The sequence below is a fragment of the Campylobacter sp. CNRCH_2007_0968H genome (assembly GCF_025773245.1).
Taxonomy (GTDB): Bacteria; Campylobacterota; Campylobacteria; order Campylobacterales; family Campylobacteraceae; genus Campylobacter_D; species Campylobacter_D lari_D.
In genome coordinates this window covers 19,764-33,471 of the sequence record NZ_JAKMTQ010000003.1, presented here as the reverse complement: position 1 = coordinate 33,471, position 13,708 = coordinate 19,764, and the positions used below count along the sequence as shown (strand labels likewise).

Annotated in this window: 13 protein-coding genes; 11 read left to right on the top strand and 2 right to left on the bottom strand. The window is 32.3% G+C overall.

Annotation, left to right across the window (positions count from 1 at the left end):
• Positions 1-147: 147 nt before the first annotated feature.
• Positions 148-2,616 (top strand): flagellar hook protein FlgE, encoded by a 2,469-nt coding sequence (gene flgE / locus L8Y18_RS02275; protein WP_263676183.1) that lies wholly within the window; start codon positions 148-150, stop codon positions 2,614-2,616.
• A 167-nt stretch (positions 2,617-2,783) separates the two neighbouring features.
• On the opposite strand, the gene L8Y18_RS02270 is transcribed toward flgE, so the two are convergent.
• Positions 2,784-3,365: a zeta toxin family protein gene (locus tag L8Y18_RS02270; RefSeq protein ID WP_263676182.1), complete on the bottom strand. Its 582-nt coding sequence runs from the start codon at positions 3,363-3,365 to the stop codon at positions 2,784-2,786.
• A gap of 133 nt (positions 3,366-3,498) precedes the next feature.
• Positions 3,499-4,740 (bottom strand): multidrug effflux MFS transporter, encoded by a 1,242-nt coding sequence (locus tag L8Y18_RS02265; RefSeq protein WP_263676181.1) that lies wholly within the window; start codon positions 4,738-4,740, stop codon positions 3,499-3,501.
• A 122-nt stretch (positions 4,741-4,862) separates the two neighbouring features.
• On the opposite strand from L8Y18_RS02265, the gene L8Y18_RS02260 reads away from it, so the two are divergent.
• Genes L8Y18_RS02260 through L8Y18_RS02215 form a run of 10 tightly spaced genes read left to right on the top strand, consistent with a single transcriptional unit; the run spans position 4,863 to position 13,708 of the window.
• Positions 4,863-5,132: an iron-sulfur cluster biogenesis protein NfuA gene (locus tag L8Y18_RS02260; protein ID WP_039619526.1), complete on the top strand. Its 270-nt coding sequence runs from the start codon at positions 4,863-4,865 to the stop codon at positions 5,130-5,132.
• The gene (locus L8Y18_RS02255) at positions 5,119-5,658 is read left to right on the top strand and encodes a histidine kinase (protein ID WP_133319159.1); all 540 of its coding nucleotides are present in this window, start codon (positions 5,119-5,121) and stop codon (positions 5,656-5,658) included. Before L8Y18_RS02260 ends, L8Y18_RS02255 begins: the two co-directional genes overlap by 14 nt.
• On the top strand, positions 5,642-6,925 hold the full coding sequence (locus L8Y18_RS02250) for a UDP-N-acetylmuramoyl-L-alanyl-D-glutamate--2,6-diaminopimelate ligase (RefSeq protein WP_263676180.1): 1,284 nt from the start codon (positions 5,642-5,644) through the stop codon (positions 6,923-6,925). The genes L8Y18_RS02255 and L8Y18_RS02250 overlap by 17 nt, the downstream gene beginning before the upstream one ends.
• Complete coding sequence (locus L8Y18_RS02245; protein ID WP_039667857.1) at positions 6,926-7,231, top strand: YbaB/EbfC family nucleoid-associated protein; 306 nt, start codon at positions 6,926-6,928, stop codon at positions 7,229-7,231.
• Complete coding sequence (locus L8Y18_RS02240; protein WP_263662673.1) at positions 7,228-8,307, top strand: PDZ domain-containing protein; 1,080 nt, start codon at positions 7,228-7,230, stop codon at positions 8,305-8,307. Before L8Y18_RS02245 ends, L8Y18_RS02240 begins: the two co-directional genes overlap by 4 nt.
• Positions 8,307-9,152: a polyprenyl synthetase family protein gene (locus L8Y18_RS02235; RefSeq protein ID WP_263676212.1), complete on the top strand. Its 846-nt coding sequence runs from the start codon at positions 8,307-8,309 to the stop codon at positions 9,150-9,152. Before L8Y18_RS02240 ends, L8Y18_RS02235 begins: the two co-directional genes overlap by 1 nt.
• A gap of 3 nt (positions 9,153-9,155) precedes the next feature.
• Positions 9,156-11,060 carry a transketolase gene (tkt, locus tag L8Y18_RS02230; protein WP_263676179.1) on the top strand — a complete coding sequence of 635 codons (1,905 nt, stop codon included), beginning with the start codon at positions 9,156-9,158 and terminating at the stop codon, positions 11,058-11,060.
• A 1-nt stretch (position 11,061) separates the two neighbouring features.
• On the top strand, positions 11,062-12,162 hold the full coding sequence (locus L8Y18_RS02225; RefSeq protein WP_393921358.1) for an MlaE family lipid ABC transporter permease subunit: 1,101 nt from the start codon (positions 11,062-11,064) through the stop codon (positions 12,160-12,162).
• A complete protein-coding gene (locus tag L8Y18_RS02220) occupies positions 12,159-12,881 on the top strand; it encodes an ABC transporter ATP-binding protein (RefSeq protein WP_263659156.1) in 723 nt (240 codons plus the stop codon). Before L8Y18_RS02225 ends, L8Y18_RS02220 begins: the two co-directional genes overlap by 4 nt.
• A complete protein-coding gene (locus L8Y18_RS02215) occupies positions 12,881-13,708 on the top strand; it encodes an MlaD family protein (RefSeq protein ID WP_263659155.1) in 828 nt (275 codons plus the stop codon). The genes L8Y18_RS02220 and L8Y18_RS02215 overlap by 1 nt, the downstream gene beginning before the upstream one ends.

Below are 13,708 nucleotides of genomic sequence, written 5' to 3'. Positions count from 1 at the left end.
TTACACATTAAAATCTAATTTTTGATTTATTTTCTACTTTTTAATTTCATTTTATTTACATTTTTGGAACACTTATTGCTTTATCTTGGCTAAGCAATAGTAGATTGTGAAGTAATCACAAAGCAATATTTTTTAAAGGATTTAATTATGATGAGATCTCTTTGGGCTGGGGTTTCAGGACTCCAAGCACACCAATACGCAATGGATGTAGAAGGTAATAACATAGCCAATGTTAATACATTTGGTTTTAAATATTCTCGTGCGGATTTCTCAACGCTTATGAGTCAAACTTCTAAGATAGCTACAGCTCCAGATGGCAACCTAGGTGGTAAAAACCCTATGCAAGTTGGACTTGGTGCAGGTGTAAATTCTACTACTAGAATTCACTCTCAAGGTAATATCCAAACTACAGATAAAAACACCGATATGGCTATCAATGGTGATGGATTTTTCATCGTTTCAAATGATGGTGGCACTACGCAGTTTTTCACCCGTGCAGGAGACTTTAAAACAGACGCAGTAGGAAATTTCGTAGATAATAACGGCTACACCGTTCAAGGTTGGAATTATAATCAAGAAACAGGGCAAATTGACTCTTCAACTTCAGTGCAAGATATAGTTATCCCACCTGGTATGAGTATGCCTGCTAGAGCAAGTACTTCAGTAAGCCTTACAGCAAATTTAGATAGTGGTAATACTTTAGGTATGAATGCTTCTGCTAAGCGTCCTATCTATGCTCTTGATTCTACTCATGGTATGAGAAATGATACAGGAACAGTAATAGATGAAAATGATACTGGCCATACAGAGTTTTATACTACTTCTAAAAGTGGAGCCCAAGTAACTGAAAAAGGTGTAGATATGGGTGTGGTGTTTAACGCTCAAGGTGAGGGTTTAAACCTAAGAAGTGGGCAAGGTATATGGGTGAGTTATGCTGATGCTAAACATACTTCAAATGTTAAAATGCATGCTGACTTACCACAAGAACCTTCAAAATGGCAGGCAAATACAAATTATACTTTTTGGGGTTTTAAACAACCAGATGGCACAGTTGTAAATGCAGTTTTAGATATTAACATCAATGGCGTGAATATAAGAGCTGAAGGTGTAGGGCAAGAAACTTTTATCAACGCTATCAATGCTAAGACAGCTGAAACTGGTGTAGTAGCTTCAGTGGTAAATGGTCAAATCACTTTTACTAATGATAATAGCACAGGAACCACTGCTAAATCTAAAAATTTAGATATAACAATAAACAATGCTACAACAGCTGGTGATCAAGTTAGAATACAACAAGCTCCAGGAAATAATCCAGTGGGCAGACAACATATAGTAGCTGAAGGAAATCAGCGTAGAGCTTGGTTGGGAACTGCAAATGGACAACCGAATGGTGGAACCAAAAATACGGTTCAAGTTATAACGGCTCATGAATATATTTATAGTCCAAATAATGTAGATATAGGTCCAAATCCTAATCCAAATGCAGATACACAACAAAATGCTAATATGCCTAGTGCAAATGGTCAAAGAACTTTCCATACCACTGAAGATTTAAGAGAACTTTTGCAAAGAGACGCAAGATGGGCAGTTGATTATGATGGAGATGGGACTATAGAAAATTGGGCTAATGGAGGGCAGGGTTCTACGGAAGATGCCAACAGAGGCGTAGAGGTTGTAGTAGAAAGTGATGGTAGATTTAAAATCACTAATCCTAAGTTAGATAATAATTCTAAAGATATGACTTTTAAAGTTACAGGTTATTCTAATGAGGCAAATAAAATCGCTACAAATGATAAATTCACAGCTATGTTTAGCGCTTTAGATGGAAATTTCAATGCAGGTAATAATGAAAAGTATTCTCAAGACATGTACTTATCAGCTCATACTGCTAGTATAGAAATCTTTGACTCATTAGGAACTAGACATGAGCTAACCGTGCAATTTACCAAACAAACTAAAACAGCAGATGGTGGGGCTGAATGGTCTATCATCATTTCAGTGCCTGAACCTGCAGAGATTAATTTTAGTGGTGATGGAGCTCCGGGAAATATAGTAGTAGGAAATTTAAGATTTGGTAATGATGGCTCACTACAAAGCTATACACCAAATGTATTAAATTTCACCGGAAACAACGGCTCAAAACCTGATCAAGTAATCAAACTTGACTTTGGAACAACAGGTGGTTTTGATGGTTTAACAAGCTATGATAAAGACTCATCTACTACTAAACAAGAAACAGATGGTTACACAGGGGGTAATCTAAAGCCAGATGCATTAAGAACTGATGAGAATGGTTATATCTATGGAGAATTTACAAATGGTAAAACTCTAGCTCTAGCTAAGGTTGCTCTAGCTACTTTCCCAAATAATATGGGTCTTGAAGAAATGGGTAATAACCTTTATAAAGCGACAGCAAACTCAGGAACAGCCACCATAGGCCATGCAGGCGAAGGCGGTAGAGGGGGCTTAAAAGGCTCAGCCATAGAAATGTCGAATGTGGATTTAAGTCGTGCATTAACAGAGCTTATCGTAATCCAAAGGGGTTATCAAGCAAACTCAAAAACGATTACCACAAGTGATCAGCTTTTAAATACTTTGCTTCAATTAAAACAATAATCTTAACCCAAGGTTTTAAAAACCTTGGGATCAAGCTTTACAAGGTTATCGAGGTAGCCTTGTAATACTTGATAGCCTTGAAGCCTTCAATCTATTGCTAACTCACTTCTTTCTTGCCTTAAGGAGTGAGTAGCATGATTTGCATATCGACAAGTTAAAATAAAAATTTATAAACTTGGATTTTTAAAATTTATCATTAATGGTTCTAGCCATTTGGTAGTTTCAAATACTTCTAGCTTGTTGTTTTTAAATTCTAAGAGTTTTTTATAATTTTGAGTATTGTCAAAAACAGTAATGCGATTACAGAATTTGGCAACGGTGTTAAAATTTTGTAAAGACTCGTAGTATCTTTTTTCTATAAGTTCTTCTTTTATATCATGCCCGCCTTTAGCTACGCGAATTTTAACTCTTTGTTTTGCTGTGTTTGGAGAGTCTAGTCCGATGTAGTAAAGATTTATAGTGTAAGAATTTTTTTGTAGCTTTTTGAATAAAGATAAAATGCTAGTGCCACAAAGTGTGGTTTCTTGGTTAAAATCATAAGCTTTTTTAATATAGTTTTCACGCATTTTAATGGCTATCCTTGAAGCTCTAAATTGATCTTCTTGATTTTTCCAATCACCAAAGCTACTTACGATTTCATCGATGTTGATTCTAAGTCCAAAGTCTTTGTTTTTTTCAAGTTCATTATAATATAAGGTAGTTTTTCCACATCCATTAACACCTGCAAAAATAGTAGCTATTTTTTTCATTAATAAAGCCTTTATTTTATTGATTGATGAGAAATTTTAACATAAATTGTTTATAAGTGTTTTGAAAATAAATATAAAGTTTTTTGAAAAAGGTTCGATATAGTTAGTGAATCTTTTCAAAAATATTGCTTAATTAAGCGTGAGAAATCACGCTTAACTTCTTTTTGATTTTATTTAACTTTCTTTTATTAATCAAACTTAGATAAGAAATCAAAGATAAAAATGTGCAAGTTCCTAAAATAAGTGATAAAAATATAGGTGTATTAGCATTTAAAAGACTTACTAAAAATGCCATCATGCCTGCCATAGCAAATTGTGCTGCACCTAAGAGTGCTGAAGCACTGCCTGCATTTTGTTTTGATCTTGCCATAGCTAAGGTTGTGGTATTTGGCAGGATAAAACCCAAACTTGCTATGATAAAACACAAAGGAATTTCAAAAGCCCAAAAACCTAGCTCAAAAGTTGCACCCAAAATGAGTAAAAAAGTTAAAAAAGTAATCACCATAAGCGCTCTAGGGAGTATATAATAAGGAGAAAATCTAAGGACTAATCTTGCATTGATATTTGCACATATAACAAAGCTTAGAGCATGAGCTCCAAAAAGGGCTGCGTATTGTTGCTCGCTTAATCCAAAAACGCGTGTAAAAACAAAAGATGAGCCGGTTAAATAAGCAAAAAAACCTGCAAATATTAAATTTCCACAAAGCAAATACACTATAAAACGGCGATCTTTTAAAACTTTTTTGTAACTTTTTGTAACCTCTTTGTGATTGAATTTTTTTCCTTTGGTGTTGTGATTACTTTCTTTTAGAACAAAAATAACAAGCAAAAATAAAATAAAGCCTAAGATAAACAATGTTAAAAATATACTACGCCAAGAAAAAAATTCAAGTAAAATTCCACCAAAAGTAGGAGAAAGCATAGGGGCTAAAGAAGTAAAAACCATTATTAAAGCATAAACTCCTGCTGCTTCTTTAAGCTCAAAAACATCATTTACTATAGCTCTTGCTACGACTACACCCACGCAACCTCCTAAAGCTTCAAAAAAACGCAAAGCTATAAAAGCATGAATGGAATCAACTAAAACACAAGCAATACTTGAAGAAATAAAAATAAAAAGTCCTATGTATAAAGGTTTTTTTCTGCCATATACATCACTTAATGGTCCATATAAAAGCTGACCTAAAGAAAAGGCGATGAAAAAACTTGCAAGAGAAAGTTGAGTGTAAAAAGAATTTGTTTGAAAGCTTTTTTCTACTTCATTTAAAGCAGGTAAATACATATCAGTTGAAAGTGGTGCTATGGCAGATAAAAAGCCTAGTATGATAATGAGTTTGAGTTTTTCAAAACCTTTTATTTGGGTGTGTTTTTGCATAAAATTTCCTAAAGTCTTTTTACCATTGTATAGCAAAAAGTCTAAAATAAACAATAATTTACATTTTTTAAAGGCAAATAAGATAAAATTAAACTAAAAATAATCAAGGAAAAATTATGAATATGCCTTTTAGTGATGAGGAATTAATCGAACCTGTAAAAGCCAGTCTAGCTAAAACTATGCATATTTTAGAAAATGATGGCGGAGGGCTTGATTTTTTGGGTGTGAAAAATGGTGTAGTTTATGTGAAGCTAACCGGAGCTTGCCATGGCTGCCCAGCTAGTGGGACGACTTTGAAATATGGCTTGGAAAAACAACTTAAAATCGATATACATCCAGATATTACTATAGTAAATTTAGCAGGTGGGGAAAGCGAATTTGCAAAATTATAAAAAAATAGCCATAGAATGTTTTTACAAAAAAGATTTTAAAAATGCTAAGATGTATTTTTCTCTTGCTTATGAAAAGCGTAAAAATAAGAGACTTTTAACTTTTATTAATATTTGTGATTTGGCTTTAAAAAGCCCTGAAGAAGCTTTTGTTTTTTTTGAATTTTTTATGCAAAATTATAAAAATACTAAAGTAGATAAAGACTTAGAAAAACTCATTAATCTTAGCCAAAGTGTGCAGTTTGAAGAAGATAGCGAAGATTTTGAGGGCTTGAGTTATCAAGATTTTTTACTTAGCGAAGCAAAAGTTGGGTTTAAACAAGCCTTAGAAAATGTTATAATATCTAATAAACTTATTATTAACGATAAAGAAGATTTTGTGGATTTTTTAGAAAAGCTTTTAGAACATGGTTATAAAGATATGCTCGTAGCTTATATGGAAGATGTTTCAGCGCATTTTTATTCTAATTATAGATTTATTAAGCTTAGTGAGAAAATCAAGGAATTAAATTATGATAGTAAAGATTGAAAATACTTTCATTTGTGATAATTCTAATGAATGCGAAAAAGATTGTTTTTTCTTAAAAACTACTCAAAATGAAAAATTTCTTCATCAAGCTTTAGAAAAACAAGCAAAAGTTATTGGCATTGGCGAATGCAAGAAGCTTTTAAATATAGATGAAAATATTAAAATCATAGGCATTACAGGCACAAATGGCAAGACAACTACCGCGGGAGCTATTTACTCTATCTTGCTTGATTTAGGTTTTAAATGTGCCTTAATGGGAACTAGGGGTAGTTTTATAAATGATAAAAATATCACTCCAAAAGGCTTAACTACTGCTCCTATTTTACAAACCTTAGAGCTTTTATCTTTAGCAAGTAAGGAAAAATGTGAATTTTTGATTATGGAAGTAAGCTCGCATGCTTTGGTGCAAAATCGCATTGAAGGGCTTGAGTTTAAGGCTAAAATTTTTACTAATATCACTCAAGATCATTTAGATTTTCATGGGGATTTTCAAAACTACCAAGCGGCAAAAGAAAGTTTTTTTACCGATGAGTGTATGAAATTTATCAACAAAGATGCAAAAGCTATAAATTTTAATGTCAAAGGTGCTTTTACTTATGGAGTGGAAAATCCAAGTTATTATCACATTAAAGCTTATGCTTTAAAAAATGGCATTGAAGCTGTGGTAAATTTTGGTAAAGAAACTTTTATGATTGATTCTTCTTTGGTGGGGCTTTTTAATCTTTATAATCTTTTGGCTGCAAGCGCTTGTGTAAATGAACTTGTTAAGCCAAATTTAAAAGAACTTGAAAAGGCCATTAGTAATTTTGGTGGCATTGAGGGTAGAATGCAAGTGGTTGCAAAAGATGTGATTGTAGATTTTGCTCATACGCCCGATGGCATAGAAAAAGTTTTAGATGCTTTAAAATATCGTGATTTGATTGTAGTTTTTGGAGCAGGGGGAGATAGAGATAAAACTAAGCGCCCGTTAATGGCTAAAGTTGCCAAACACTATGCTAAAAAACTCATCATCACAAGTGATAATCCGCGTTCAGAAGAGCCAATGGATATAATTAATGATATTTTAAATGGTATAGAAAAAGATGAGAGTGTTTTTATAGAATGTGATAGAAAAGAAGCAATCAAAAAAGCATTAGAGCTTAAAACAAAAGATGATTTTGTAGTGATTTTGGGTAAGGGCGATGAGACTTATCAAGAAATCAAGGGTGTAAAATATCCTTTTAATGATAAAGAAGTAGTATTAGAGATATTAAAAGAAGGAAAATAAATGTTTGAAAATATGGATTTTTCTAAAATGGGCGAGCTTTTAACTAAGGCTCAAGAAAAAGCAAATGAATTAGAGCAAGAAGCTTTAAAAAAAGAATTTAGTGCAAAAAGCGGTGGTGGTTTAGTAAAAGTTAGTGCTAATGGAAAAGGTGAAATCATCGATATAAACATTGATGATTCTTTGTTAGAAGATAAAGAGTCTATGCAAATTTTATTAATAGCAGCGATTAATGATGTGATGAAAATGGTAGAACAAAATAAAAAATCAATGGCTAGTAATTTATTTAGCGGAATGGGAATGCTATGAGAATTTTACTTTGTATTTTGGGTGTAGTTTGCACACTTTTTGCTGTGCCAAGACCGACTTTTAATGATTTTTTGGGTTGTTATGAAAAAAATAAAGCTAGTATGTTGATTTATGAGGGCTTACCTGCCTTTGCTTTAAATGAAAATACTTTAGCAGTAGTTAAAACTAAAAACGCGAAATTAAACAGCTATACTAAATATGATCCCTTTTTAAATTTGTATTTAGTAAAAACAGATTTTAGTTTAATTCCTGCACCTATGGGAAATGAAGAAGATTTAACACGCAATAGTTGGGTGGGAATTTTAGATAGCAATAAAAGCTATATAGGACATTTGAAGTATTTTGGGCAAAGTTTGACAGAGCGTGATCAACTTGACTTTGCTTCTAAAATCGGAGAACTTAACTCGCCGTGTTGTAAAATGCTTGGTATAAGTTTAGAAGATGGCAAACTTATAGGTAATCGTTATTTAAAACACTTTGCAAAATATCCTGATGCTTATTGGGGTGATATAGGTGTGGATTTTGATATGCGTGATGGCAAAATTTATGTTAAAAATGTGCGTAAAAATGGACAATTTTTACTTAATGATGAGCTTGTGAGTGTTGATGGACAAGCTTATGATGATTTAAGAAAACTAAATGAAAAAATTTTATTTGCTGATCGCGGTGCAACTTTATACTTTAATGTATTAAGAGATAATAAAGATGTTAATATCTCCACTATGGTTTTTGATAAAGACTTGGGTGCATTTGCTAAGCCTAAAAAAGTGGTTCAAGCTAAGCCAAGTTCTTTTTATAGCAATCTAGGATTACGCGTAGATATGAAAATGAATGTTACAGAAGTTACTCCAAATTCTAAAGCACAAATGGCTGGATTTTTAAAAGGGGATAAAATTTTAAGAATTAATAATCAAAAAATCAACAATTTTAATGAACTTCAAGCTGTTTTAGCTCAAGCTAATACTTTTGATATTCTAGTCTCAAGACAAGCAAGCAATATCCCTTCAGCGAAAAATAACGACTTTGAGCATTTTAATAAAGGATACTTTGACTTTTTTATAAGGCTAAATAAGTGATTTTAGAAAAATTTAAACAGCATTTAGAGCAAAATTTTCCTAAAACTCAAAGCTTTCATCCATTTTTTAATGAAGCTTTAAAATGGATGTTAGAAGCTGGTGGAAAGCATTTTAGAGCCCAACTGCTTTTGGGTATAGTTAATGCTAAAAATCCTGCTTTGTTTGAAAAGGCTTTAAATGCAGCTTTGGCTTTGGAATTTATCCACACTTACTCTTTAATACATGATGATTTACCTGCTATGGATGATGCTTCTTTGCGTAGAGGAAAGCAAACTTTACACAAAAAATATGATGAAACTACGGCTATTTTAGTGGGCGATGCTTTAAATACCCAAGCTTTTTTACTCCTTTCTAAGCTTGATTTAAAAGAAAATGTTAGATTAAAACTCATAGAAACTCTAGCCTTTAATGCAGGGCTTGGTGGTATGATTATCGGGCAAGCTATTGATTGTTATTTTGAAGATATGCCTTTAAATTTAGAGCAAGTTGAGTTTTTGCACATTCATAAAACTGCAAGATTGATTGCAGCGGCTTTAAAAATGGGTTGTGAAATTTGTGAGTTAGATGAAAAAGAATGCGAGCAAATTTATGAAATAGGGCTTTTGATAGGATTAGTTTTTCAAATTAAAGATGACATTATCGATGCGACTTTAGATACTCAAGAAGCAGGAAAGCCAACTCATAGTGATTTGCATAAAAATTCTTTTGTTAAACTTTTAGGTTTAGAAGGTGCTAAAAAGGCAAAAGATGATAAAATTGCTTTATGTGAAGAAAAAATGAAAAATTTAGACTCTAAGCTTGCTAATGAGCTTCAAATTTTGATTGATAAATATTTAAAAGGTTAAACAATGTTACAAAAACAAGCTAACACTATAAGATTTTTATGTGCGGATATGGTGCAAAAAGCAAATTCAGGCCACCCAGGTGCTCCAATGGGTTTAGCAGATATTATAAGTGTTTTAAGTGCTCATTTAGTACATAATCCAAAAGATCCTACATGGTTAAACCGCGATAGATTAGTCTTTTCAGGCGGTCATGCTAGTGCTTTGCTTTATAGCTTTTTACATTTGAGCGGTTATGATGTAAGTTTAGAAGATTTAAAAAATTTCCGTCAATTACACTCTAAAACCCCAGGTCATCCTGAAATTTTCACTCCAGGTGTTGAAATCGCCACAGGACCTTTAGGACAAGGCATTGCAAATGCGGTTGGTTTTGCTATGGCAGCTAAAAAAGCAAGTTTGCTTTTGGGTGAGGATATTATCAATCATAAAGTATATTGTTTATGCGGTGATGGAGATTTACAAGAAGGAATTTCTTATGAGGCTTGTTCTTTAGCAGGTGTGCATAATCTTGATAATTTAATCATCATTTATGATAGCAATAATATTTCAATTGAAGGTGATGTGGCCATTGCTTTTAATGAAAATGTAAAAGAGCGTTTTAGAGCGCAAAATTTTGAAGTACTTGAGATAGATGGGCATGATTTTGAGCAAATTGATTTAGCATTAAAAACTGCTAAAGAAAGCAAAAAGCCTTGTTTGATTATCGCTCACACTACTATAGCTAAAGGAGCTTTAGATCTTGAGGGAAGTCATCATTCTCACGGAGCACCTTTGGGCGAAGAGCTTATAAAAAAGGCAAAAGAGGCTTTAGGTTTTGATCCACAAAAAACTTTTGAAATCCCAGAAGAAGTTAAAATTCGCTTTAGCGGGGCAATAGAACTTGGGGATTTAGCACAAGCTAAATGGAATCAAAAAGTGCAAAATTTAAATGCAGAGAAGCAAGCATTGCTAAAAGAGCTTTTAGAGCCTGATTTTTCAAAAATACAATTTCCTGATTTTAAAGGACAAGATTTAGCTACTAGAGATAGCAATGGTGTGATTTTAAATGCTATCGCTAAAGCCTTACCGGGATTTTTAGGTGGTAGTGCAGATTTAGGTCCATCAAATAAAACTGAACTCAAAGATATGGGCGATTTTCCAAATGGAAAAAATATCCACTATGGTATAAGAGAGCATGCAATGGCTGCTATATCAAATGCTTTTGCAAGATATGGTTTGTTTTTGCCTTATTGTGCTACTTTTTTTATATTTAGTGAGTATTTAAAACCTGCTGCAAGAATAGCAGCTTTGATGAGGGCTAAACACTTTTTCATCTTTACTCACGATAGTATAGGTGTAGGTGAAGATGGCCCAACACACCAACCTATAGAGCAGCTTAGCACTTTTAGAGCTATGCCAAATTCATTGACATTTAGAGTAGCTGATGGGGTTGAAAATGTAAAAGCATGGCAGATTGCACTTAAAACTAATATGCCAAGTGTTTTTGTTTTATCGCGTCAAAAGTTAAGTGCTTTAAGCGAGCCTGTTTTTGGAGATGTTGAAAATGGGGCTTATTTATTAGAAGAAAACGCAAATGCGCAATTTACACTTTTAGCAAGTGGTAGTGAAGTGTCATTATGTGTAAAAACAGCTAAGATTTTAAAAGAAAAAGGTGTGATTGCTAATGTGGTTTCTATGCCTTGTTATGAGTTATTCATCGCTCAAGAAAAATCTTATAAAGAAAGAATTTTACAAGGTAAGGTTATAGGTGTTGAAGCTGCAAATTCAAACGAGCTTTATAGAATTTGTGATGAGCTTTATGGTATAGAAAGTTTTGGTGAGAGTGGTAAAGATAAAGATGTATTTGAGCATTTTGGATTTAGTGAGGAGAAATTAAGCTCATATATTTTAAGTCTATGTAATGAAAAATAAAATAATCAAAGATGTTAAAAATCAAGAATGCATTTTTAGCGTCTTTGGTATATGGGATAAAACAAGTGTAGGAAAATTGGAAAAATTAGATTTTCCTACTCAAAAAAATATTATTTTTGATTTTGCAAATTTAGATTTTATAGATACTGCTGGGATTAGGTATTTTCTAGCTTTAGAAAATGAATTTAAGCAAAAAGGTTTTGAGCTTAGTAGGATAAATCTTAAAAGCGAGCATGCTAAGCTTTTTGAACTTTGTCAAAAACACTACAAAAGCTTTTGTGATTCTTATGAAGATAAAAAAACAATCAAAGATTTTTTTGAAAATTTAGGAAAGAAAGTTGCAAATTCTTTTACAATTTTAGTGCAGTTTTTAAATTTCATAGGACTTATTATTTATACTTGTTTTAAAACACTTTTAAACCCTAAAAAACTTCGCTTTAAGGCATTTTTATATCATGTAGAAAATAGCGCTATTAATGCTTTACCTATTATTATGCTAACTTCATTGCTTGTGGGTGTGGTGCTTGCTTATCAAGCTGCGTATCAGCTTGCACAATTTGGAGCTAATATTTATATTGTTGATTTAATGGGAATTTCTGCCACTAGAGAGCTTGCACCATTAATTAGTGCTATTGTTATTGCAGGCAGGAGTGCAAGTTCTTATACAGCTCAAATTGGAGTAATGAAACTTACTGATGAAATTGATGCGATGAAAACTATGGGTTTTAAAGAAAGTGAATTTATCATTTTGCCTAGAGTTTTAGCTTTAGCACTTGCTATGCCTTTGGTAGTAATAGTAGCTGATATTTTAAGTATTATAGGTGGAATTGTAGTTGCTTGGTTTAGTTTAGAAATTAGTGCGAGTGAGTTTATGAGTCGTTTTAAAGAAGCAGTGGAGCTAAAACATATTATCATAGGACTTATAAAAGCACCTATTTTTGGATTTTTGATTGCTTCTATTGCTTGTTTTAGAGGATTTTTTGTACAAAAAACTACCGAAAGCATAGGTGTTTATACGACAAAAAGTGTGGTAAATGCTATTTTTTGGGTGATAGCTTTTGATGCGATTTTCTCTGTATTTTTGACAAAGGCTGGATTTTGATTATAAAGGCTAAAAATATCAGCACTTATTTTGGAAGTAAATGTGTACATGAAGATATTAGCTTTGAAGTGCAAGATAATGAAATTTTTGGCATTTTAGGTGGTAGTGGTAGTGGTAAATCTGTGCTTTTAAGACAAATGTTAATGCTTGAGCATTTTGATAAGGGAGAGTATGAAATTTTAGGTAAGAGATTACAAAATATAAGCGATGAAGATGCTTTGTTTTTGCAAAAACAATGGGGTGTTGTTTTTCAATATGGAGCATTATTTAGCTTTTTTAATATACTTGAAAACATTAGCATACCTTTGGTTGAATACACAAAACTTAGTAAAAACGACATTAAAGAAATAGCTATGATGAAGCTTAAGATGGTAGGGCTTGATGAGAGCGTGGCTAAGCTTTATCCAAGTGAGTTAAGTGGGGGTATGAAAAAAAGAGTGGCCATAGCTAGAGCTTTGGCGCTTGATTCTAAATTACTTTTTTTAGATGAGCCAACTTCAGGGCTTGATCCTTATAGCTCAAGAGAATTTGATGAGTTACTTTTGAGTTTAAAACAAAGCTTTAAATTATGTGTAGTCTTAATTACTCATGATAAAGAGAGTATGAAAAATGTTTTAAACCGCTTTTTGATTATAGAAGAAAAAAAAGTTGGTTTTTTGGGAAATGTCGAGGCTTTGCAAGAGCAAAATCCAAGACTTTATGAGAGGTTTATGCAATAATGGAAAACAAAGCAAATTATATTTTGATTGGAATTTTTGTTTGTGTGTTATTTTTTATCAGTTTGTTTTTTATAGTGTGGTATGGAAATTTAAAAGATGAAAAATCATTCAAATATTATGAAATTTATATGGAAGAATCAGTTGCAGGACTTAGTGTAAAAGCTCCAGTTAAATTTTTAGGAGTAGATGTTGGAAGTGTTGAAAACATCAGTATAGATAGCTCAAGTAAGCAACTAAGAGTAAAAATTTTAGTTAAGCTTGATTCTAGTTTGGCTGTTAAAACAGATACTTATGCAAGTTTGCAAATTCAAGGCATAACAGGATTTAAATTTATTCAGCTTGCAGGAGGTAGTGAGGAAGCTAGTGTTTTGAGAGCAGGTGATGATGTTTATCCTATTATAAAATCAAAAGAAAGTTTTTTTGCAAGCATAGATAAGCAAACTTCAAATTTATTAGAACTAATCACAAGTTCAAAAATAAAATTAGAAAAACTCTTAAGTGATAAAAATTTAAAAAATATAGAGCAAATTTTGCAAAATTCATCAGAATTTTCTGCACATTTAAATGCTAATGTACCAGTATTCTTAGCAAATTTAAATAAAACAAGCTCTAAACTTGGCAAAAGTGCAGATGAATTTTCAAATTTTTTAAACAATGCTAATGACCAACTTAATGAGCTTAATAAAAGTAGAATGCTTTTAAATGAAAATTTGGATATTTTAAGAGTTTTGTTTTTAGATTTTACGCAATTATTAAATATTTTAAAGCAAAATCCTTCAGATATAATTTATAAAGATAAGGCTACTCAATATGCTCCAGGAGAATAA

Excerpts from the sequence above, each read along its gene's own strand:
- flgE (WP_263676183.1), top strand. The coding sequence starts at position 148 with ATGATGAGATCTCTTTGGGCTGGGGTTTCAGGACTCCAAGCACACCAA.
- L8Y18_RS02270 (WP_263676182.1), bottom strand. The coding sequence starts at position 3,365 with ATGAAAAAAATAGCTACTATTTTTGCAGGTGTTAATGGATGTGGAAAA.
- L8Y18_RS02265 (WP_263676181.1), bottom strand. The coding sequence starts at position 4,740 with ATGCAAAAACACACCCAAATAAAAGGTTTTGAAAAACTCAAACTCATT.
- L8Y18_RS02260 (WP_039619526.1), top strand. The coding sequence starts at position 4,863 with ATGCCTTTTAGTGATGAGGAATTAATCGAACCTGTAAAAGCCAGTCTA.
- L8Y18_RS02250 (WP_263676180.1), top strand. The coding sequence starts at position 5,642 with ATGATAGTAAAGATTGAAAATACTTTCATTTGTGATAATTCTAATGAA.
- L8Y18_RS02245 (WP_039667857.1), top strand. The coding sequence starts at position 6,926 with ATGTTTGAAAATATGGATTTTTCTAAAATGGGCGAGCTTTTAACTAAG.
- L8Y18_RS02240 (WP_263662673.1), top strand. The coding sequence starts at position 7,228 with ATGAGAATTTTACTTTGTATTTTGGGTGTAGTTTGCACACTTTTTGCT.
- tkt (WP_263676179.1), top strand. The coding sequence starts at position 9,156 with ATGTTACAAAAACAAGCTAACACTATAAGATTTTTATGTGCGGATATG.
- L8Y18_RS02215 (WP_263659155.1), top strand. The coding sequence starts at position 12,881 with ATGGAAAACAAAGCAAATTATATTTTGATTGGAATTTTTGTTTGTGTG.